The sequence below is a fragment of the Sphingomonas bacterium genome (assembly GCF_028292945.1).
In the GTDB taxonomy this organism is placed as follows: Bacteria; Pseudomonadota; Alphaproteobacteria; order Sphingomonadales; family Sphingomonadaceae; genus Sphingomonas.
In genome coordinates this window covers 37,396-57,569 of record NZ_JAQGLJ010000007.1, presented here as the reverse complement: position 1 = coordinate 57,569, position 20,174 = coordinate 37,396, and the positions used below count along the sequence as shown (strand labels likewise).

At 67.6% G+C, this 20,174-nt stretch carries 18 protein-coding genes; 5 read left to right on the top strand and 13 right to left on the bottom strand.

The features are described from left to right. Positions 1-2: 2 nt before the first annotated feature. From JWN21_RS00910 to JWN21_RS00885, 6 genes are all read right to left on the bottom strand, one after another. Positions 3-1,019, bottom strand: coding sequence for a glycosyltransferase family 2 protein (locus JWN21_RS00910; RefSeq protein ID WP_299645512.1), 1,017 nt, complete (start codon positions 1,017-1,019; stop codon positions 3-5). Next, positions 1,019-2,161 (bottom strand): capsule biosynthesis protein, encoded by a 1,143-nt coding sequence (locus JWN21_RS00905; protein WP_299645511.1) that lies wholly within the window; start codon positions 2,159-2,161, stop codon positions 1,019-1,021. Before JWN21_RS00905 ends, JWN21_RS00910 begins: the two co-directional genes overlap by 1 nt. Continuing rightward, a complete protein-coding gene (locus JWN21_RS00900) occupies positions 2,158-4,110 on the bottom strand; it encodes an SLBB domain-containing protein (protein ID WP_299645509.1) in 1,953 nt (650 codons plus the stop codon). The genes JWN21_RS00905 and JWN21_RS00900 overlap by 4 nt, the downstream gene beginning before the upstream one ends. A 148-nt stretch (positions 4,111-4,258) precedes the next feature. Beyond that, complete coding sequence (locus JWN21_RS00895; protein ID WP_299645508.1) at positions 4,259-5,353, bottom strand: 3-dehydroquinate synthase family protein; 1,095 nt, start codon at positions 5,351-5,353, stop codon at positions 4,259-4,261. Next, positions 5,337-6,026, bottom strand: coding sequence for an SDR family NAD(P)-dependent oxidoreductase (locus JWN21_RS00890; protein ID WP_299645507.1), 690 nt, complete (start codon positions 6,024-6,026; stop codon positions 5,337-5,339). The genes JWN21_RS00895 and JWN21_RS00890 overlap by 17 nt, the downstream gene beginning before the upstream one ends. 32 nt (positions 6,027-6,058) lie before the next feature. Further along, on the bottom strand, positions 6,059-6,844 hold the full coding sequence (locus tag JWN21_RS00885; RefSeq protein WP_299645506.1) for an aldolase/citrate lyase family protein: 786 nt from the start codon (positions 6,842-6,844) through the stop codon (positions 6,059-6,061). Between the two features lie 200 nt (positions 6,845-7,044). On the opposite strand from JWN21_RS00885, the gene JWN21_RS00880 reads away from it, so the two are divergent. Both JWN21_RS00880 and JWN21_RS00875 read left to right on the top strand, forming a co-directional pair. Beyond that, positions 7,045-7,689 (top strand): M23 family metallopeptidase, encoded by a 645-nt coding sequence (locus JWN21_RS00880; RefSeq protein ID WP_299645505.1) that lies wholly within the window; start codon positions 7,045-7,047, stop codon positions 7,687-7,689. Between the two features lie 203 nt (positions 7,690-7,892). Next, on the top strand, positions 7,893-8,741 hold the full coding sequence (locus tag JWN21_RS00875; RefSeq protein ID WP_299645504.1) for a hypothetical protein: 849 nt from the start codon (positions 7,893-7,895) through the stop codon (positions 8,739-8,741). A 178-nt stretch (positions 8,742-8,919) separates the two neighbouring features. Here the strand turns inward: JWN21_RS00875 and JWN21_RS00870 are convergent, their stop codons facing one another. The 6 genes from JWN21_RS00870 to JWN21_RS00845 are packed head-to-tail and all read right to left on the bottom strand — an operon-like array spanning position 8,920 to position 14,573. Beyond that, positions 8,920-9,930, bottom strand: coding sequence for a glycosyltransferase (locus tag JWN21_RS00870; protein WP_299645503.1), 1,011 nt, complete (start codon positions 9,928-9,930; stop codon positions 8,920-8,922). Next, the gene (locus JWN21_RS00865) at positions 9,927-10,733 is read right to left on the bottom strand and encodes a hydrolase 1, exosortase A system-associated (protein ID WP_299645502.1); all 807 of its coding nucleotides are present in this window, start codon (positions 10,731-10,733) and stop codon (positions 9,927-9,929) included. Before JWN21_RS00865 ends, JWN21_RS00870 begins: the two co-directional genes overlap by 4 nt. Further along, on the bottom strand, positions 10,730-11,404 hold the full coding sequence (locus JWN21_RS00860) for a hypothetical protein (protein ID WP_299645501.1): 675 nt from the start codon (positions 11,402-11,404) through the stop codon (positions 10,730-10,732). The genes JWN21_RS00865 and JWN21_RS00860 overlap by 4 nt, the downstream gene beginning before the upstream one ends. Continuing rightward, on the bottom strand, positions 11,397-12,473 hold the full coding sequence (locus JWN21_RS00855) for a GNAT family N-acetyltransferase (RefSeq protein ID WP_299645500.1): 1,077 nt from the start codon (positions 12,471-12,473) through the stop codon (positions 11,397-11,399). Before JWN21_RS00855 ends, JWN21_RS00860 begins: the two co-directional genes overlap by 8 nt. A 2-nt stretch (positions 12,474-12,475) precedes the next feature. Continuing rightward, entirely contained in the window at positions 12,476-13,333 is an 858-nt protein-coding gene (locus JWN21_RS00850; RefSeq protein WP_299645499.1) for a cupin-like domain-containing protein, read from the bottom strand. Beyond that, positions 13,326-14,573 (bottom strand): GNAT family N-acetyltransferase, encoded by a 1,248-nt coding sequence (locus JWN21_RS00845; RefSeq protein WP_299645498.1) that lies wholly within the window; start codon positions 14,571-14,573, stop codon positions 13,326-13,328. Before JWN21_RS00845 ends, JWN21_RS00850 begins: the two co-directional genes overlap by 8 nt. A 169-nt stretch (positions 14,574-14,742) precedes the next feature. Here JWN21_RS00845 and JWN21_RS00840 point away from each other — a divergent pair, with 169 nt between their 5' ends. Further along, entirely contained in the window at positions 14,743-16,209 is a 1,467-nt protein-coding gene (locus JWN21_RS00840) for a lipopolysaccharide biosynthesis protein (protein WP_299645497.1), read from the top strand. Between the two features lie 8 nt (positions 16,210-16,217). Here the strand turns inward: JWN21_RS00840 and JWN21_RS00835 are convergent, their stop codons facing one another. Beyond that, positions 16,218-17,207, bottom strand: coding sequence for a WalW protein (locus JWN21_RS00835; protein ID WP_299645496.1), 990 nt, complete (start codon positions 17,205-17,207; stop codon positions 16,218-16,220). Between the two features lie 192 nt (positions 17,208-17,399). Here JWN21_RS00835 and JWN21_RS00830 point away from each other — a divergent pair, with 192 nt between their 5' ends. Both JWN21_RS00830 and JWN21_RS00825 read left to right on the top strand, forming a co-directional pair. Further along, on the top strand, positions 17,400-18,905 hold the full coding sequence (locus JWN21_RS00830; RefSeq protein WP_299645525.1) for an acyl-CoA ligase (AMP-forming), exosortase A system-associated: 1,506 nt from the start codon (positions 17,400-17,402) through the stop codon (positions 18,903-18,905). After that, positions 18,902-20,119, top strand: a complete 1,218-nt coding sequence (locus JWN21_RS00825; protein ID WP_299645495.1) for a pyridoxal-dependent decarboxylase, exosortase A system-associated — start codon at positions 18,902-18,904, stop codon at positions 20,117-20,119. Before JWN21_RS00830 ends, JWN21_RS00825 begins: the two co-directional genes overlap by 4 nt. Positions 20,120-20,174: the final 55 nt, after the last annotated feature.

Below are 20,174 nucleotides of genomic sequence, written 5' to 3'. Positions count from 1 at the left end.
CGTCACGGCCATCCGTCGAGATGCCTGCGACTGACCGTCCGTTCGGATGGGCGCGCCCGTTCCGGCGGGAAGTTGACTCGTTCCTCTTCGATGACCAGCGGCACGTTACGCATGCGCTCGGCGAGCAGCCGGACCTGGTCGCCGATGAGTCCCAGGAACAGCATGACGATGGAGAAAAGCGCGAACGCGACCGTCAGCGCAAGTAGCAGCGGTGAGTATCCCATCGTGACGAACCGAACGGCAGTGACGACACCCAGCAATGCCGATCCCAGAATGAAGTATATGGCGATCACCAGCTGGAGGCGCAGCAGCGACTTGGCGGAGCCACCGATGCCCGACAGGGCGAAGTTCAACAACACCCAGAAGGTGTTGCTGCTGCGTCCACCGGCGCGTTCCGGGCGGGCGTAAGGGACGACCACAAGTCGATAGCCGCTCTCGATCACAAGGCCGCGAACGAACGGCTCCGGCTCGTTCCAGGAAGCGAGCATGTTCACCACCTGACGATCGAACAGGCCAAAGCCGGTCGCGCCGGGGATCAGGGGGTAATCGCCGAACTTGTTGAAAAACGCATAGCCGGCGCGCCGTGCCATTCTGAGCGGGAGCGAGGCCCTTTCCGAACGGCGCTGCGCAAGCACGACCTGAGCGCCCGCCCGCCAATGTCGGATCAGATCGCCGATCAAGGCAGGCGTGTCCTGGAAGTCCGCGCACATCGCGATCACCGCCGCCCCCTCAGCCTGAAAGATGGCATGGGTGGGGGATCGCATCTGGCCGAAATTGCGATTGTTGAAGATTGCGCGGACTCGCGCGTCGCGTGCGCAGATTTCGCGCAGCAGCTCGCGCGTGCGATCAGTAGAACGATTGTCGATGAATATTATCTCGTGGCTGGCCGCGTGCAACTCAGCCTCGGCCGTGATCGCTTCGTAGATCGCAACGACATTCGCTTCCTCGTTAAAGCAGGGAACGGCGAAGGAGATCTCGATGTCGCCAACCGCTGCTCCCGAGCGCAGGTCGACTGCCATTAGGCTGACCCCGTCAACTCGGCGGGACGGCTCAGGACCCGATCTCGGAACAGGCCGGTCGCGGGCGCATACCATTCGACGAAGATGACGAACAGGCCGAGCGCAGCGAGGAGCGCCATCGCCCAGGTGTTGTACTGCCGCTCGGGTACGATGTGCGCGGGGTCGATCGTCTGGATGTACGTGGCACTTTCGGTAGCCAGCTCCTCCACCGCGACCTGCTCGGCCGATCGCTGGTACACATCATAGACCGACTGCTGAAAGCGGAGGTTGCGGTACAATTCCAGATAGCGAAGCTGGATTGCGGTGAGTCCGGCAACGTTGGGACCCGCCGGCCCGGTGGCGGGCGCGGCGGTACGCGCCAGTTGCGCGCGCAAGCCACCGATGTCGCTGCGTAGCGCCAGCAATTCGGTGCTCTCCGGGCCGCGGACGCGGCTCTGCGTCTGATACTCGATCTCTTTGGCCTGCAACTGCCCCTGCAGCGAAGCGCGCTGCACGAGCGCATTGCTCAACTGCTGCTCGGGCTCGGCTAGATTGTTCGCTCGCCGGAAGGCGCCCAGTGCAGCCTCAGCCTGCCCAATTCGCCGGTTCGCGTCGGCCAATCGGCGGGACACGACCGCGCGCTTATTGCCCGTAAGTAGTTTGCCGTAATTGGCGAGATGCCGGCCAATCGAGTCCGCATAGACCTCGGTAATGCGGACTGCTTCGGCAGGTTCGTGTAGCTTGGTCTCGATCTCGACGACACCCCCAAGCAGCAGGTGAACATCCAGGTGCCGATCCAGCCAGAGCGTCGCCTTGGCGAAGTCGGGAAAGCGGCGCCCCGGACCGACCAGCTGCAACCGGTTGATCACGTCGTTCTTCACGCTCGTGCTGCGCCCGATGATCATGTAGAGATCGTTGGAGGCCTTGCCGCCCGACAGCAGGCTGCCGATCCCCTGCGCGCTGCCGCCCAGGGCGCTGAGCAATTGGGTCGTGCTCGCCGCGCTGGCGCTCGTGTCCTGTGGCACGATTGCCGCCCGTGCGATGAAGGGGCGGGGGAACAGCATCAACAGCGCGAGCAGCGCGGCAAGCACCAAGTATCCGGCAAGCCGTAGCCAACGGCTTTCACGCAGCACTTCCCAGCCGCGGTGAGCGAGCGCTGTCACTTCGCCACCGCCGCCACCGATGCGCCGGCCAGCGCGGTGCTGGCGATGATGGATGTCAGGTCACGCAGCTTGGCCCAGAACTCGCCGCGATTGGCGTCGATCGGCACGAAGATCAGATCTCCGGGCAGGGCGGGCTGCTTCAGCAGGTCGCCCTTGTAGCCGCCGCCCCGTTGCCCCAGCAGGGTGCCGTCGGCGCGCACCACGAACAGACCCTTCCTGTCGCCGATCTTCTGCACGCCGCCGGCGCGGTTGACGAAGTCGCCGATGCGCTGTCCGGGCCGGTACTGGAACGACGCGGGGCTCGCGACCGAGCCGAACACGCCGACCGAGATGGGCCGCGAGGGCACGAAGAGCTGATCGTTGTTCTCCAGCACCAGGTCGCCGGGCACCGTCGTGGCATTGGGCGCTACGTCCAGCACCAGCCGGCCTTCGGGCCGGCGCTGCTGTAGCTGATTGACCACCGACCGCACTTCCGCAAGCCGCGTCGGTTGGAGCTGTTCGGGCCGGGAGGAGGAACTGGTGAGCGGTTGGGCGGTCAACAGGAAGTCGACGTCGCGCACCGCTCTGTCGTAGCTCAGGCGTTGCTGGGTGCGCAGGCTTTCGCGCGTGAACACGGTGCCGAATGGATAGGCGTCCGGCGTCAGGCCACCCGCCTGCGCCACCACCGTCGCGATCGGGGTGCCGGGAGAGACGTAGTAACGCCCCGGCTTGGCCACCTCGCCGCTGACCGTCACCAGCACCGGCTGCTGGATCAGCGGCCGCGCAATGTCGATGCCCGATAGCACCCGCACCACCTCGCCGCGCCGCGCTGGCCGCGCCCGAACCTGCGCCGGGGTAAGCTGTTGATAGCCGGTGCTGCTGGTGCCGAGCGAGTCGAGCACCAGCAGCCGGCTGTCGTCGGCGACCGTGCTGACGCCGCCGGCGTAGATCAGCACGTCGTTCAGCGTCTCGCTGGCGCGCGCCTCGTATATCGCCTCCTGGTTGACGCTGCCGATCACCGCCACCTGCGCACCGGCCGGGGCGATGAAGATCACGTCGCCGTTCTGCAGCACCACGTCCGCCGACTTGTCACCCTTGAGCAGCAGGTCATACAGATCGAAGTCGGCGATCAGCCGGCTCGCACGCCGGACCTGGATCGAACGGAAACTGCCGCCCGCCGATGGCCCGCCTGCCGCCAGCACGGCGTTGACCAGGGTCGACAGGCCGGAAACGGTGTAGGAACCGGGCTGCGCGGCGAAGCCGGTGACGTAGACGGTGATCCCGCGCAGCTCGGCGATCGAGACTGCGACCCGAAAGGCGCTGTACTGCCGGGCGACCTGGGCGGCGACCTGCGCCTGCACATCGCCATAGCGCACTCCGCCCACGCGCACCGCGCCGACGCGAGGCACGAAGATGCGGCCCTCGGAATCGACGGTGAGCAGCAGGTTGCTCGCCTGCACCGACCCGGTCAGGCCGACGCGCAGCTGGTCGCCGGGATTGATCCGGTAATCCGATGGCACCGCGGTGGTGGCGACCGGCGACACGAAGTCGCGCGCGTCGGGAACGAGCAGGTTGGCGCCAAACCGTCGCAACGGCTTGTCGACGATGCGCGAGACATATTGCTCGAACTCGCTGGGTGGGGTCAGCCGCCGAATGCCGCTGGGCGAGCGGAGACGATCGCGATCGGCGGAGTCCCCCTCCTCCTCCTCGTCCCGCGTCAACCGCGTGTTGCGCGTGCTGGTGCGATCGTCGGTGGACCGCACCTGATCGGCCGATTCGATGACGTCGGGCTCGTATCGCTGCACCGAGGTCGTCGAGACCTGAGCGTCAGCGGCGTCCGTCTGCGGCACATTGCTGGTTCGCGTGCCTGCGCGAACGGTATTGGGCGTGACGATCCTTTGCTCGAGCGGGTCCGAGAACACCTGCGCGTGGGCGGGCGATGACGAGACAACAGCGATCCCCGCGAGCATCAGCGCAACGTGGTGGGGTCGGCGGAGAGGGTGAGCGATCACGGACAGCTACTCGGTAGAGGCAAGGGGGCGGCCACCCGGCCGTCGGCGAAAGGGCGCTGCCCGTCGTTCCTTATCGGCAGTATCCGAACCATGCCAGCCTCGCCCGTCAAACGGCGGCGGGCGCGGTGATGCGGCTGGCGATCAATCCAGCATAGGCATGCTCGATCAGGGCGGCGGACCGCTCGTCGCGGGGCAGGAACTCGCGCTGCACCAGTCCCGCCGCGCTGACCGTGATCACCGCGAACTGATCGCGGCGATGCTTCTTGTCCGAGCCGAACGCGTCCATCAGCTCGGCCATGTCCAGCCGGGCTAGCGCGTCGTCCGTGCCCGGGGCGGCATCTACCAGCGCGGCGATATGGCGGGCGAACGACGCCACATGCGGAGCGCCGGCGTAGCTGCGGCCCATCGATTCGCCGAGCTGCAGGGCCGCCAGCATGCCCAGCCCAACACCGATGCCATGGCTGATCGCAAAGCCGCTCGCCGCCTCGATCGCGTGGCCGAAGGTGTGGCCGAAATTGAGCAGCAGCCGTTCGTTCTGGTCGAACTCGTCGGTCTCGACGAACCACTTTTTCGCGCGCAGCGAGTGGTCGCAGACGGCACCGAAGCCATCAGGGTCGGCAGCGGTGGAGGGTTGAAGCGCCAGGTAGCGGGCGAAGCTGTCCGGCCCCCGGCACAGGCAGATCTTTGCCGCCTCGACCAGCCCCGCCGCGCGTTGTTCGGCGGACAGCGTTTCGGTCAGAACCGGGTCGACCAGCACCGCGGCGGGCGGGTGAAAGGTGCCAACGATGTTCTTGTACTTGCCGACGTTGATCGACGATTTGCCACCGATGCAGCTGTCGGTCATCGACAGCAAGGTCGTGGGCGCATAGGTCCAGTCGATCCCGCGCATGTAGATGGACGCGGCGAACGCCGCGACATCCTGCACCACGCCACCGCCGACCGCGACGAGGTGCGTCGCCCGCGTCGCGCGGCGTTCGCGCAGTGCCACGATCACCTCCGTCATCCGGTCCAGCGACTTGGCATGCTCGTCGGCGTCGATCACCAGCGCGTCCAGGCCAGCGGCGCGGAAGCGATCGGCGAGGAACGCATCGACCATGAACAGGCGTTCGCCCGGTGCCGACATGGCCTCGTCGATCAGCCCCGCGCCGATCCGCACCGGGTAGCTGCCGGTCGAGCTGGTGACGTCAAACGAGGTGCGCATTGCTCATCCCCAGATCGACCGCGATCGACTGACCGTTGATGCTGTGGTTAGCCGACGAACACAGGAAACAGACCAGCTCGGCGACGGTGTCCAGGTCCGGCAGCCGACCCAGCGTGGTCTTGCCTTTGACATCGGCCAGCTGCTCCGGCGACAGGTTCGCGGCGGTCATCGGCGTATCGAGCACGCCGGGCAACACGCCGTTCACCAGATGCCCGCCCGCGCCGAGATCGACCGCAGCCGATCGCACCAGACCACCGATTGCCGCCTTGGTGACGGTGTAGGACAGCTTGTCGCCACGTGCGCGCTCCTGCCAGATCGAACTCACGACCGCGACGCGCGCGCCGGTGGCCGTGAACAGCCCCGCGCCGTGCAGTGCAGCCAGGCCCGAAATCACGGAGAGCACGTTGGCGCGGTACAACTCCAGGTGCCGCTCCACATCGAAGCATTGGATCGAGTCGGCAAGGTTCGCCCCCTGCGCAAAGGCGACACCGTCGAATGGCGCATCGCCGGCCAGCGCGGTCGCCACATCGTCGCGCAGCGGATCATAGCGTCGCCACGCTGACGCATCGCCATCGACCGGCGCATCGCCGCGTCCGACCGCCACCACCGTCCATCCGCGCGCTCGCCCATGCGTCACGACCGTTTGTCCGATCGCGCCGGAAGCCCCAAACACCAGCAATCGATAAGGTGCCGTCACGGGTGCGGTCACCCGACCGGATCGGCTCGCGGCGTGAACTGGGCCGTCCGCCTTTGCATCATCTCGATGCGATCGCGGTCCTCGTCGGCGATGCGCTGATAGTAATCGCGCTTGTTGGTCAGCCACATCAACTCGAACTCAACCGCGTTGGCGATACCGGCGTGAATCGAATCGTGGGTCACGGCCGCTCCGTCGAACAGCACCTTGCGGGTCTCGAACCGATCCAGCCGCACCGCCTGAATTTCGCGCAGTGCTTCGATCGCGTCGGCCGTGACGGAGCCGCCCACGACCAGGTCCAGATCATGTTCGCGACAGGCGTGCGCCACCTCCAGAACGGCGTCGGTGATCGACCGCTCGTTGACCGCCGACCGCGCCATGTCGCGCGACAGGGTGAAGTCGACCCGCCCGAAGACGATGCCGTCGACCCCGCTCTTGGCGAGCGGCAGGATGTCTGGAAGGTTCCGCAGCGTCGTGTCGGTTTCCAGGTTGAACAGGAACTGCGTACGCTGCGGATGCGAGCCGTGCGTCTTGTTCTTCGCGTCGATGAATTTGGACAACGCGTAGCGCGTCTCCACCATCGGGGCGACGATGTAATCGATGCCGTACAGGTGCGAGGCGTGCAGGTCGGAAATGGCTTCACAGCCGCCGATCTTCAGCGCCGTCTTGAGCCCCGCACGCTGTGTCAGTTCCAGCAGGCGCAGATACTCGTCGGGACGTGTGCCCTCGGCCTCGAACTCCGCCTTTATCGCTACGACGCCGTGTTCGTCACGGCCGCGCTTAAGCGCGTCGAGCATCTTTGCTTCGGTAGCGTTCACAACATCCCTATCCGGTGGCGGCTGATTATCGGTCGTTTCGCCCGCCCCTCCGACCGCGTCAACCCTAAACGGCCGCCCCGGACCCTTCCCGATCGGCTGCGGCAGGCAGGTTATGTCGCACGTCCGTCGATTGTCCAACTCCTTCACGAGCCACGGAAAAGAAGGTAGGAGGCTGGCCGATGCGCAAATACTTTTTCGTGCTTCTGTTCGCGATGTCGGTGCCGGCAATCGCCTCGCCCGACGGCGCGGTACAGCCTGGCTCCGCCTTGCCGGCGGGCGACGGCGGCGAGGTGCGCGCCCGACTGCTGGGGTGGCTGGGCAGCGCGCCGACCGGCGCATCGACGCTCGCGACCCCGGTATCGTTCGACCGGCTGGGTTCGCCGTTCGGTCCGCGTGCGGACCCGTTCAGCGGGATGCGGCGCTGGCATCGCGGCGTCGACGTTCCCGGCGTCAGCGGCACGCCCGTCCGTGCATCTGCGGACGGCACCGTGACGCGGGCCCGTCGTGCGGGCAGCTATGGCAATCTGGTCGAGATCGATCACGGTGATGGCGTGACCACGCGCTACGCGCATCTTCGCGAGATCACGGTCGTGTCGGGCACCATGGTGCGCGGCGGCGACGTAGTGGGACTCATGGGCGCGACCGGGCGCGCGACCGGCGCGCACCTTCACTTCGAAGTGCGCGTCGACGGTCACGCGGCCGATCCGGTCGAACGGATGGAAGTGCCTGGGGCAACGATCACACCCGCGAGGTCGATTACGCCCCGCTGGAGCGGATGGACGACAGGGTCGGGCGATCGCCTGCCGACCGCCAGCATTGACTGACGATCAGCCGGCTTGCTTTTTCGGCCAGTCCGGCCATAATGCACGCAAGCGAAGTGCAGGCCTAAGGTCTGCCAGACTGATGGTGGAGAGATCGAACCGGGGTTGTTGCAGCGATGCCACAGTCTCGGCTTTTTTGCGGACCTGCGGGATAGCTTGAAGTCCTGTTCCGTTAAGGCTCGCACCAGTTTCAAAGGGAATGCCGAATGACTAGCAAGTTTATGATCGCCGCTGCGGCGGCCCTGATGACATCGGTGGCTGCGCCCGCGGTGGCGCAGGACATGGTCGACGATCAGCCCTATAACGGCCTCTACGTTGGCGTGTCCGGCGGTTACGACGTGCAGGGCAACGATGTCGGCGCGGCGATCGGCTTCGATCGCAACCTCGACGGCACGTTCACCGACGCGGTGACCACCAGCACCGGGGCCAACGCGTTTTCGACCGGCTTCTGCAACGGTCGCGCGCGCGATGCGACCCTGGCGCCGACCAGCTGCGAGAACGACCGCAATCGTGCCTCCTATTACGGTCGCATCGGTTTCGACCGGCAGATGGGTCCGTTCGTGATCGGCCTGGTCGGTGAGTTCGGCAAGACCGAGATCGTCGATTACACCTCCGCCTTTTCGACCACTCCTGCGAACTATGTCTTCTCGCGCGCCGTCGATTGGGAAGCGTCGGGCGGCATCCGCGCGGGCTTCGCCGCCGATCAAACGCTGTTCTATGGTGTCGCCAAGTTGGGTTACGCGCGCATCGATCACCGTTTCACCAGCACCAACACGTTGAACAGCTTCTCGACCGTCGTGGACGATCGCGATCGCAAGGGCTTCGTCGTCGGCGGTGGCGTCGAGACGCGGATCATGAAGAACATCTCGATCGGCCTCGAGTACAGCTACCACGATTACAAGGACAAGGATTACAAGATCCTCGTCGGCCGTGGCAGCGCGGCAGCGAACAATCCGTTCGTGCTGACGCCGAACACGTCGGGCACGGTGTTGCGTCGCCAGGACGACAATTTCCGCTGGCACAGCCTGCGCGGGGTGCTCGGCTTCCACTTCTGATCAACGGCCGCGTTGTCGCGGCGATTCGAAGAACGATGGGGAGGGTCCGGCGACGGGCTCTCCCTTTTCGTTGCTGAACCGCAGGAGTTGGCCGTCGTACCCGACAGCTGGTGTTCGTCGTTCCGCGCCGGGCTGCTGCCTGCTCGCGACCTACCTCGACCCGCACACCGCCGGGCGTTCAGCCTAGAACAGGCGCCCGTCGAAGTAAGGCGGTAGCTACCCTGGCGGCGCCGAGCGGTTGGCGGAAGATGAGCAGCCGGACCACCGTCCGCCACAGCCCAGTGCGATCACCGCCTTCTTCGATGTGGCGAAGCAGCAGGTCCAGGCCGCGACCACGCATGGCGGGGGCCGAATGCACCAGGCCCCGTGCAACCTTCGAACGCACCGCGTGGCCGATGCCCGGCCGACCGAACGTCGCATCCAATGCGTCCAGCGTCGGCAGGCTCGGCAGGCCACCGGTCGGATCGGGACGACCCGCTACGCGCTCGAGATGTGCGACCCAGGCCAGCGCGGCGCCGATCTTCTGATCGATCTCGTGCTGAGCGCTGACCTGTCCGGGCGATCGCCGGTACAGGAGCAGTCGGTCGGGAAGATTGGCGAGCCGTGTCCGGTCGAGCAGCCGCAGCCACAGGTCGTAGTCCTCGCAATGAACATAGGGCAGCCGGTATCCGCCAGTGGGCAGGATAACATCGCGTCGCATCATCACCGAAGGATGGCAGATCGGGGAGCGGTCCTCGAAGGCGGTCGCGATGCCGTCGTGATCGAGCGGGTGCAGGTCGGTGCATTCGAAGATCGTGCCGTGCTGGTCGAGTTCATGCGTGTTGGTGCCGACGACGCCATGGTCGGGGTTTTCGCTCAGGAACGCGATCTGACGTTCGAAGCGGGTCGGCAGCGAGACGTCGTCAGCGTCCATCCGCGCCACCAGCGGCGCGCGTGCCTCGTCGAGGAGCCGGTTCAGGCTGGCGATGAGCCCCCTGTTCTCCTGGTGGATGACGCGGATGCGGGGGTCGGTCGCCGCGAAGCCGTCCATGATCTCGGCCGACCGGTCGCGCGATCCGTCGTCGACGATCAGGAACTCGAAGTCGGCGAAGGTCTGATCGAGGATACTGCGGATCGCATCGGCAAGATGCACCTCCGCATTGTACACGCTCATGATGACCGACACGCCGGGAAGGACTGGCGGCGTCATGCGCGGTCGCACGCCTCGAGCGCACCGATGCAGAAGTCGGCGAGGCGGCGGGGATCATCGCCGGTGGCGAAGCTGTGCGAACTGCTGTCGACGCTGGTGACCGTTATCGTCGGCTGCGCGCGCGCACGGGCGAACAGCGATCCGCGCCATTCTCCATTGAAGGCGAGCGCCGTCGCATCCCCGGCGGCCAGGATGATCGATACTGGCCGTTGGCCCCCGTCGACTGCCGCAGCGAAGCGCGTCGCAAGGCCAGCGTCCGACCCGGCGGACAGCCGGCATAGGCCTTGGAATGCCTTTCGGTAGTTAATCCGGCCGGTAAGGATGCGGCGCCACCCCGCCACGCTTAGCAGCTGCGCGCGGTAACGGTGCGCGATGGCCGCCGGCGGCGGCGCACCCGCTTCCGCTTCGACGATCCAGGGATTGGCCAGCGCCAGCGCGTCGAACCCGATGGCGCGATGGTGGAGCGCCAGCGCCGTGGCGCCGTCGCACAGGCCGAACCCGATCAGGCGGCGCAGGTCGGGGCGCAGGCGCTTCATCGCCGCGACGGCGGCGGCGATGTCCGGGCCGCTGTCCATGAACCCGGGGTTCGTGCCATCGCTGTCGCCGACGCCGCGTCGGTCGAAACGGAAGACGGGAAAACCGTACGCCGCCACCTCAGCCGCCAGCCGCGCCATGCCGCTGTGGGCGCCGGCCCGCAGTTCCGTCCCCCCGGTCACCATCAGCATGCCGGTGGTGCGATCGCCGTGATCGAAGGTGCCGGCGAGCATGTCGTCGCCGCACGCGAAGGTGGTCAGCGTCCTCATGCCGCAATCCATGCGAGCAGGTCCTCGGCCAATCGCTTTGCGAGCGCGGGATCGTTCGTCGGTTCGGCTCTGCGCCAGATCGGCACACCGTCGCCCTCGAACGCGACCGTGCGCAACAGGCCTGCCACCGGCGCGGGCACCGCCGCGCGGATCGCCTCGATCATGTCGACATGCAGCGAAAACCCGGCGAGCGTCGCCGGCGCGTCCGGCCCGTCCGGCGCTGCCGGCGCGCTGGTCAGCCGTTGCGCGCGTTCCAGCGGGCGCAGCAGCGATGCGCCCGAGGTCTCGGCGAACCGCCACCACGACCTTGCCGTGCAGGCATCGTCGAGCAGCGCGCCGCCCCGCAGCGAAGCTATCGCCAGCGGCGACCCGTCGCGGCTCAGCGCCTTTGCAGCCGCAGCCGCCGCATGCCGCCAGTCGGACCAGCGCACGTTGGCAAGCGGATGCACGCTCTCCCCCGTGCCGGGAAGGTCCGGGATGGCGCTGCCCACGCCGGCGCGCGCCAGGTGCCGCGCCAGGTCGACCGTCATCGCGCGGCACTGATTGGCCTCGTTGAGGAGCGGCGCGAGGATGAGCACGCGCAGGCCCTCGCGCGGGCCACGCAGCATCATCCACTCGTCCCCGATCCCGGCCGAGTACCGAACATAGTCGAACGCCGGCACCTCAGTCATGGCGGCTACGGCGGATCAGCGTGACCGCCGCCGACCGCGCGGCGGCCGCGACCCCCCCCAGGCTACGCTGATTGAACATCGTTATGCGTCGCGTCATGCGGCGCCGGGTCATCCATTCCGCCTTGTAGGGCTCGTCGCCATTGCCATAGTCGATCAGGTCCGGGCGATCCTCCTCCAGGACGTGGCGGAAGGTCGCGTGGCTCAACACCGTGCCCGGTGACGCGGCCTTTTCCGCTTCGACGTAGGCCAGCTTGTGGATCGTCGCGATCCCGCGATCGACCGTCCAGAACTGGCCGGCGACCGGCCGACCGTCGCGATAGGCGAGCGCCAGGCGCAGGCACCCGGCCTCGCCTTCGATCTCGGCGAGCGCGCGGAGGAAGGCGGGCGATCCTTCCTGTGGTTTCCAGCTGGCGGCGTAGACGGCCTCGTAATCGGCCCATGCGGCCGGGTCGAAATGCCGGAAGACTCGCGTTTCCAGCCCGCTGTCCTTGAGCTTGCGGCGTACCGTGTTTCTAAGGCGGGAAGGCCGCGCGCGCCAATACTCATCGAAGCCGATGCCTTTGACATCGGCAACCCAGTTCGCCGTCGCGTCCGCTTCCACGGTCCACCACCCGACGCGCGAAAACGCTTCTCGAACCAGATCGGCCGTCGCCGCCGCGACCGGCTGAAGATCGATGCGATCGAAGTCGCGACGCAGGGCGCCGGCGACTTCGGCCAGGAGCTGCACCTGCCTGGCCCGCGACGTGCCCGGCGAAAAGGCCGGTGAGACGTCCAGGGTGTACCAGCCCGCGAAGGCGCGCGCGCACCGCTTATCACCGCCGGCGAGGAACAATCGCGCGCTGCCGTCCGCCGCGCGCGCGCGCACGCACAATAGCCGGCAGTCAGCGAGAACGTGGGCCGCCGTCAGCCGCAGCCAATCGAGCCGATTATACATCGACGGCTGGCGCTCACGATCCAGCGCACCTGCCGCATCGGCCGCGATCGCGTCGATGCCGTGAAGCAGCGCCGTCTGAATCGCGGGCGCGATATCGGTCGCGGGCAGGGAAATGGCGCGCGGGGAGCTGGCCATGGTCAGGAACGGACGATCGCGCGACGCGCCTTGTCGACCGCGCGGTACGCCAGCGACTTGACGTGGTTCTGCCGGGGGAAGCGCTCAGGTGCCGAGGGGTTGAGGCCTGCGCGCCGCATGATGTTGTTCAGCCCGTGCGCGCTCGCCTCGCGATAACTCCATTCGGAGCGCCAGGTGACGGAGAAGGACACCGACGGCGCAGGCCCGTTGCGCACCCAATGCGGCGCCTTGACGGGGACGTATATCGCCTCTCCCGATCGCAGCGTGTGCGCGCAGCCCTTCGCGCCGAATGTTTCGTCATAGGGCAGGTTGCGATGACCGCCGAGGTGGAAGCGTTCGTGCTCCTCGGGCGCGGCGACCTCCTCGTCGCCGGCTGGAAAGACCGTCATGACCTTTTCGCCACGGAGCTGGAGCAGGATGTTGTGCTCGGGGTCGAAATGGAACGGGGTGGTCGCGTTGGGCGACGAGACGAAGATGAATGCCTCGCGCTTGAGCATCGGCCCGGTGCGCGATGCGACCGCGGGCGCGAGCTCGTCGAGCACCGCGTCGAGCAGCTCGCGATAGGTCGGATCCTGCTCGACGAACTTGAGCACGAGCCAGGAGCCGTTGTGCTCGATCGAGCGGATGGTCTCGACAATCGACAGGCCATTGTCGCGCAGCGCCGCCGGGTCGACGCCGATCGGCAGCGCGGCGAGGTTCTGTTCGACGTCGCACGGGCGCATTCGGCTCGCCAGTTGCGCGAGCGCCTCGAACTCAAACAAGGGGTGCTCCGCCAGGCGATGCGTAAACTTCCCGGCGACTTCCGGGTAGAGTCCGGCGAAGATACGCTGCGCATCGTTGGCGAAATAGCGATCAGGCATCAGCTTCATCCGGTTGCGTCGGGCGGGGACGACGGCGATAGTTTTTAAGCGCATCGGCCGTCCGCTCGGCCGCTCTCGCCACGCGAAAGGCGGCACCGCGTCGCCAGCCCGACAGCGGCACGCTGACCCGCACCACGGATCGGCGCTGTGCCCACAGGCTGTTGATCATCGGGTGTTGCTCGACCGCGCAGCTGTCCACCCAGGCGATGTCCGGCCGGTCCAGCACGGCCAGGTTTTCCAGCTGGAGCAGGACGCCGGGCGAGAATCGAGCCAGATCTTCGTCGAACGCGGTCTTGAAGGAAAATGCCCCCGGCGATGCATACAGGTTCACGAGCATGGCGATCGCGCGCCCGTCCAGGTCGAGCCGGATCATCTCCAGCCGACCGGCCGCGTGCGCACCGGCAAGCGCGTCGCGGAAGAAACGGTCGGTTCCCGGCGTGGCCGCCAAGGCCGAACCCGCGCTGCCCTTCCAGCCCGCATTTTCCAGCCGCAGGAAGTCGTCGCACCACGAGGTGAGGTCATCGCCGGATTGCAGCCGGCGCAGGACTACCGCGCCCTGCTCCGCGAGCCGCGTCTCCAGGCGCTTCAACTCCTTGCGCTTCTTCTTACGCACAGTCGCCTCATAATAGGCGACGGGGGTCAACTCGCTCTGGAGCAGCGCGCGTTCGATACGGTGAACGACGTCGCAAGGGCGGTGCAGCGCGGCGGCGGCGGCGATCAGCGCGCGATGCACCGGCCCCGCCTCGACCAGTCCGTTGATGTGCAGCAGTCCGACGGCCGAGGGCGTCTGGTCGAGGGCGGTGAGGATCGCGGTCCATGCCGCCTGCTCCTGCCCCGCGCGCAGCAGGGGAGTGCCGAGGAAGCTGTGGTGGTGCAGCCAGTTCTGAACATGGCGAAGCGGAAGTCGGCCGTAGCGCGGCAGGATCGCGAACGGGAACAGCCCGATCAGCTCGCCGCCCGGTGCACCCCGCCAGACGCGCAGCATGCGCGCGCCCTCGCCCTGCGGCAGGTTGGCGACGCCGGCCGCCACGAACCAGCGTTCGGCGAAGACATTGGGTTCGCTTGCCGCGCGCGCGAGATCGTCCCACGCCCGGGCGTACCGGGGATCGCCGGCGGACAGCGGCACCACGTCGACGCTGATGGTGTAGTCGGCCGCAGGCGCGCGTTCCCGAAGCCTTGCCGCCGCTGGCGGCAACAACGGTGCTCCCGCCAACCTGTGGGCCATGCCGGTCGGCTGCATGTCGGTCCGTAATCCTTTGATCCTGTGCCCGAAGCACTAGCGAGCGAGCGGTTAAGAAACGCCGAAACCTCCCACGCGATTCACGCTTCGTGCACGGCTGGACGGCTAGGGGTAAGCTTGCGCGGTCCGTCTGCCGCGACCGCGCTATACTGGAAGCTGTTTGACCTCGATGCCCGCCCAAGCTCCCGCCATCACACCTCTGGGCGCGCGCGTCGTCAGCGCGGTGCTGTGGCGTTCGGGAAGCCAGATCGTCGCGCAGATGGTGGTGTGGAGCGCGACCTTTGTTGTGATCCGCCTGCTCAACCCCGCCGATTACGGGCTGTTCGCGATGTCGCAGGTCGTGTTGATCCTGCTCAGCCTGCTGAATGGCAGCGGCTTTTCCGATGCGCTGGTGCGGGCAAAGCATGTCGGCGAGCGCGAGGTCGGGCAGGTGTTCGGGATCCTTTTGCTGCTCAACGGCGGGATCGCGCTCGCCCAGGTGCTGCTCGCGCCGTTCATCGCCGATTATTACGATCAGCCGATCGTCGCGAAGCTGCTGGTCGTGCAGGCGCTGCTGTATCTCGCGAACCCGTTCATCCTGGTCCCCGCCGCACTGCTGGGGCGGGCGATGGACTTCAAGCGCCAGGCGCAGGTCAATCTCCTGTCCGCGCTCGCGGGGGCGCTGGCGTCGGTCGCCTGCGCGGTCGCCGGGTTCGCGGTCTGGACGCTGGTATTCGCGCCGCTGGCCATGGTCTGCACGCGCGCGATCGGGATGACGCTCGCCTCACCGATGCGGCTGCGGCCGATTTTCGATTTCAGCGGAGCGGGGGCGACGCTCCGGTTCGGTGGAGCAATGCTGGTCAGCACCGCCTTATGGCTGGTGCAGACACAGTCGGACGTGATCATCGGCGCCCGAACGCTCGATGTGCATAGCCTTGGCCTGTACACGACGGCGCTGTTCCTCGCGCAGATCGTCTCGTCCAAATTCGTGCCGCCGCTGAACGAGGTGGCGTTCACCGCCTATGCGCGGCTGCAGGGCGATCGGCTGGAAGCGGCGCGCGCGTTCGAGAAGTCGGTGCGGATCGTGATGCTTGCGACCATGCCGCTGTTCCTCGGCCTGGCGATCACCGCGGAGCCGCTGGTCGCGACGATGCTCGGCGCGAAATGGCGCGAGATTCCCGCTATCGTGACGATGCTCGCGCTCGCCATGCCGTTCGTCGTGCTGCAGATCATGTTCACGCCCGCGACCAGCGCGCTCGGCCATCCCAAGATCCAGGTGCTGTCCGCCGCCGCCGGGGCGATCATCATGCCGGTGGCATTCTTCTTCGGGGTGGCCGACGGCGCGCTGGGTCTGGCGAGGGCCTGGCTGATCGGATTTCCCATCCTGACGCTGGTGACCGCATCGCTTGCCATGCCCGTCATCGGCATCCGCGTGGCGACGCTCGCTCGCGCGATCGCACCGGCATTGTTGTGTGCTGCCGGCATGGCGCTGGTCGTGCTGGGGGTGGACCGGTGGCTCGGCGAGATTGCCACGCCGTTGCGCCTGGCCGTGCTGGTTGCGACCGGCGGCTTGGTTTATTCAGGGCTGATCATGGCAGTCGCGCGGCCAACGGTGCTGGAAATCTGGCGGCTGTTCTCCCGGCGGGCAGCTCGCTAGCGACCACCTCAGCGAGCGGCGGCCAGGATGTCGGCGGGAACGCAAGGCAGCACGTTCTCGCGCGCGAACAGGTCGAAGACGCCGTCCCACCATGCCCAGAACTGCCGCAGGTCCGCTTGGTCGCGGACATAGGGTGTATGTCCGATCTCGACCGACGGCGTGTGGAACGACAGGCTGAACAGCCGCACGTCGTTGTCGAGCAGGTGACGCAGCAGCGTTAGCGCCTCGGAGAGCGGCGTGCCTTCGGGCGTCAGCGGCACGCGACCGAGCATCCCGCAGGCCGCCATCGGGCCACGCAGCCGTGGCACCCCGAACAACGCCGGCCACCGTCGCAATGCGCCGATAAACCCGGCGGTGAGCGGGGCTTCCAGCAGCCCGTCCGTCAGCCAGTACGGGGTGATCGGATGCCGGGTGAAATCGGCGCCGCCTTCCGCCGAATAGTCGAACAGGGATCGCACGGACACGTCCATGCGGTAGCCCTGTTCGAGCAGGAGCGCGGCCGTGTTCGCACCGACGCCATAGCGCCCGGCACGATAGACGACCGGGCGGCTGCCCAGCGTTTCGGTGATCTTTTCGGTCAGGGCGCGCAGCTTTGCGCGCTCCAGCTCGATCGGCAGCGATCCGGCGAAGCTGTTAGGACCGGACACGATCTCGTCGAATGGCGGATTGACCCAGGGGTGAAGCTGCGTGCCGAAGGTGCACTCGCCGTCATCGACCATCGCGCGCATCGTCGCGGCGCTGCGTTCCTGATCGACCACGGGGAAGTCGACGAGATAGGCGGGAACCACGCCACGATCGTTCAGCCGTCTCGTCGCCGCGGGCAAGGCCGCTATCGCGGTGGTCGCTGTCGCGTTGCGGCGCAACGGGCGGCTCCAGTCGAATTCCTCTTCCGCATCGGCGAAGATCGTGAAGCGACGTCCGAAATCCGGCGACAGCACGGCCTGCGCGTTCGTTGGCGGCGCGACGTCTATCCGTCGGGTAGAGGCGACGATCGACATGAGCTCTCGCGTTGCTGACGGTTCGACAGGGTGGCCCCAGGCGATCTCGACCGGCCTTGAACCGGCCAACTCGCGATGATTTAGTTCCTGCATGACCGAGTATGTCGCATTTTGCGGTTAACAAAGGACCTTGTTGAGCCAGGCGATCGGACGGTGCGTGAATTGGCAATGTCTGCGCGTTATGGCGCAGGCATGATCGCGCTCGACCCTAGTCCATACCCCCTCGATCACATCCTGCGCGGTGCGGCGGCGGACGCGGCGCTGGTTGATCGCGACGGCACCATGACCTTCGCGCAGGCGGAAGCCGCGATCGGCGCGATGGCTGGCTGGCTGTCGGGGCAGGGGCTCCCGCCGGGCGAACGGGTCGCGACATGGTTACCAAAGACGCGCGTCGCGTGCCTGATGCCGCTGGCGGCCGCGCGCGTGGGGCTGGTGCATGTGCCGATCAACCCGGCGCTCCGCCGCGCGCAGGTCGCGCATATCCTCGCGGACAGCGGCGCACGGCTGTTGGTGACGCAAGAGGCGCGTGCGGCCACGCTCGATCCGGCCGATGTGACCGGCGAATGCACCGTGGTCGACGAGACCAGCGTCCGCGATGCCCAGGCCGGGCACAGAGCGCGGTCACAAGCGGACCCGCACGCTCTCGCCGCCATCCTCTACACCTCCGGTTCGACCGGCCGCCCCAAGGGCGTGATGCTGTCTCACGCCAACCTGTGGCTGGGGGCGGTGTCGGTCGCGCACTATCTCAAGGTGGCGCCGCAGGACCGCGTTCTTGCCGTCCTGCCGCTGTCGTTCGATTACGGACAGAGCCAGTTGCTCTCAACCTGGTATGCCGGTGCCAGCGCGGTGCCGCTCGACTATCTGTCCCCGCGCGACGTGGTGAAGGCGGTCGCGCGGTTCGAGGCGACGTCGCTTGCCGGCGTGCCGCCGCTGTGGGTGCAGCTTCTCGAAGCGGACTGGCCGGCCGAGACCGCCGCGCGGCTGGCGCGGCTCACCAACACCGGCGGTGCGCTGACGCCGCGCCTCGTTCGCGGCCTCCGCGCGCGGTTCGCGCAGGCCGACCTTTACGCCATGTACGGCCTGACCGAGGCGTTCCGCTCCACCTATCTCGATCCGGCGCTGGTCGACGCGAACCCGGATTCGATCGGCAGCGCCATCCCCTTCGCAGAGGTCATGGCCGTGACCGCGAGCGGCGACCGCGCCCAGCCCGGCGAGCCGGGTCAACTCGTCCATGCCGGGCCGCTGGTCGCGCAGGGGTATTGGCGCGACCCGGCGCGTACCGCCGAGCGCTTCCGCCCTGCACCGAGATGGTCGCAATCGGGCGGCACGGCGGCCTGGTCCGGCGACACGGTCACCGTAGGGGCGGACGGTCTGTTCCGTTTCGTGGGTCGCGACGACGAGATGATCAAGTCGGCGGGCAACCGTCTCAGCCCGCTGGAAATCGAGGAAGCGGTGCTCGCCGGGGGCGAGGCACGCGAGGCGGTGGCGGTGGGCGTTCCCGACGAGCGGCTGGGCCAGGCGATCGTGGTGGTGGTGGCGGGCGTGGCCGACCGCGAAGCGGACCTGCGCGCGCGACTGCGGTCCGAGCTGCCGAGCTTCATGCAGCCACAACATTATGTCTGGCACGACGAGCTGCCGCGTAATGCGAACGGCAAGCTGGACCGATCGGCGATTGCGACGCAGGTCCGGGCGGCATGAAGCCGATCGGACCCCTGCCGCCGGAGTTTGCCGACCAGCGCGGTGAACTCCACATCGCCGGGCGATCGGCCACCGACTGGGCCGAGCATGCCGGCACCACGCCCTGCTTCGTCTATGACGCCGCGATCGTCGGCACGCGGGTCGGACGTTTTCGCGCCGCGTTCCCAGGCGTCGACCTGCATTATGCGATGAAGGCGAACCCGTATCCGCCGCTGCTCGCCGCCGTCGCGACGATCGTCGATGGCCTCGATGTCGCCTCCGCGGGCGAGCTGACCCGGGCGCTGGCGGTCAAGCCCGCAGACGCGATCAGCTTCGCGGGACCTGGCAAGCGCGACCCGGAACTTGTCGCCGCAATCGAAGCAGGTGCGACGCTCAATCTGGAGTCAGAGGGCGAGGCGGAGCGGGCGCTAGTTGCCGGTGACCGCCTTGGCATCGCCCCGCGGCTGGCGATCCGCGTCAATCCGGATGTGGAACTGCGCGGGTCGGGGATGCGGATGGGCGGGCGGCCTTCGCCCTTCGGCATCGACGCTGCCCGCGCGGGTGCGCTCGCCCGGCGGGTGATCGCGGCCGGGGCGGACTGGCGCGGATGGCATGTCTATGCCGGCAGTCAGGCGCTCGACGCGCAGGCGATCATCGACACGCACGCCGCGACGCTTGAGCTTACGGATCGCCTGTCGGCGGAAGCGGGCGCGGAGCCGCCGCTGGTCAATCTGGGCGGCGGCTTCGGCGTGCCGTACTTCGCCGGCGACCGGGCGCTGGACATCGAGCTCGTCGGGGCCGCGCTGACCGCGGCGCTGGCGGGGCGGACAACTCGCTACGCAATCGAACTCGGTCGCTGGCTGGTCGCCGAGGCCGGCGTCTACCTGACGCGCGTCGTCGACCGGAAGGAGTCCGGCGGCGAGACCTTCCTCGTCTGCGACGGGGGCATGCACCATCAGCTCGCCGCCACCGGCAATCTGGGCACGGTGGTACGTCGCAACTATCCGGTCGCGCTCGCCCGCTCGACGGGCGATGCTGCGATCGAGGAGGTGTCGGTCGTCGGCCCGCTCTGCACGCCGCTCGACCGGATCGGCGACCATATCGGCGTGCCTCGCGCCGAACCGGGCGACCTGATCGCGGTGTTCATGGCCGGCGCATACGGCGCCACCGCAAGCCCGGCGGCGTTCCTGGGCCACCCTGCGGCGGTGGAGATCCTCGCCGACAGCGTTCCCTAGACGACCCGGCGCGATGTGTTGCCGGGTGAGCTGAGCGTACTTGCCGGACCGGTCC

Bases quoted from the DNA above. Each gene is read 5' to 3' on its own strand.
- JWN21_RS00895 (WP_299645508.1), bottom strand. From the start codon at position 5,353: ATGCGCACCTCGTTTGACGTCACCAGCTCGACCGGCAGCTACCCGGTG.
- JWN21_RS00875 (WP_299645504.1), top strand. From the start codon at position 7,893: ATGACTAGCAAGTTTATGATCGCCGCTGCGGCGGCCCTGATGACATCG.
- JWN21_RS00885 (WP_299645506.1), bottom strand. From the start codon at position 6,844: ATGCTCGACGCGCTTAAGCGCGGCCGTGACGAACACGGCGTCGTAGCG.
- JWN21_RS00855 (WP_299645500.1), bottom strand. From the start codon at position 12,473: ATGGCCAGCTCCCCGCGCGCCATTTCCCTGCCCGCGACCGATATCGCG.
- JWN21_RS00840 (WP_299645497.1), top strand. From the start codon at position 14,743: ATGCCCGCCCAAGCTCCCGCCATCACACCTCTGGGCGCGCGCGTCGTC.
- JWN21_RS00910 (WP_299645512.1), bottom strand. From the start codon at position 1,019: ATGGCAGTCGACCTGCGCTCGGGAGCAGCGGTTGGCGACATCGAGATC.
- JWN21_RS00865 (WP_299645502.1), bottom strand. From the start codon at position 10,733: ATGAGGACGCTGACCACCTTCGCGTGCGGCGACGACATGCTCGCCGGC.
- JWN21_RS00870 (WP_299645503.1), bottom strand. From the start codon at position 9,930: ATGACGCCGCCAGTCCTTCCCGGCGTGTCGGTCATCATGAGCGTGTAC.
- JWN21_RS00835 (WP_299645496.1), bottom strand. From the start codon at position 17,207: ATGTCGATCGTCGCCTCTACCCGACGGATAGACGTCGCGCCGCCAACG.
- JWN21_RS00900 (WP_299645509.1), bottom strand. From the start codon at position 4,110: ATGCTCGCGGGGATCGCTGTTGTCTCGTCATCGCCCGCCCACGCGCAG.
- JWN21_RS00850 (WP_299645499.1), bottom strand. From the start codon at position 13,333: ATGCCTGATCGCTATTTCGCCAACGATGCGCAGCGTATCTTCGCCGGA.
- JWN21_RS00830 (WP_299645525.1), top strand. From the start codon at position 17,400: ATGATCGCGCTCGACCCTAGTCCATACCCCCTCGATCACATCCTGCGC.
- JWN21_RS00825 (WP_299645495.1), top strand. From the start codon at position 18,902: ATGAAGCCGATCGGACCCCTGCCGCCGGAGTTTGCCGACCAGCGCGGT.
- JWN21_RS00845 (WP_299645498.1), bottom strand. From the start codon at position 14,573: ATGCAGCCGACCGGCATGGCCCACAGGTTGGCGGGAGCACCGTTGTTG.
- JWN21_RS00880 (WP_299645505.1), top strand. From the start codon at position 7,045: ATGCGCAAATACTTTTTCGTGCTTCTGTTCGCGATGTCGGTGCCGGCA.
- JWN21_RS00860 (WP_299645501.1), bottom strand. From the start codon at position 11,404: ATGACTGAGGTGCCGGCGTTCGACTATGTTCGGTACTCGGCCGGGATC.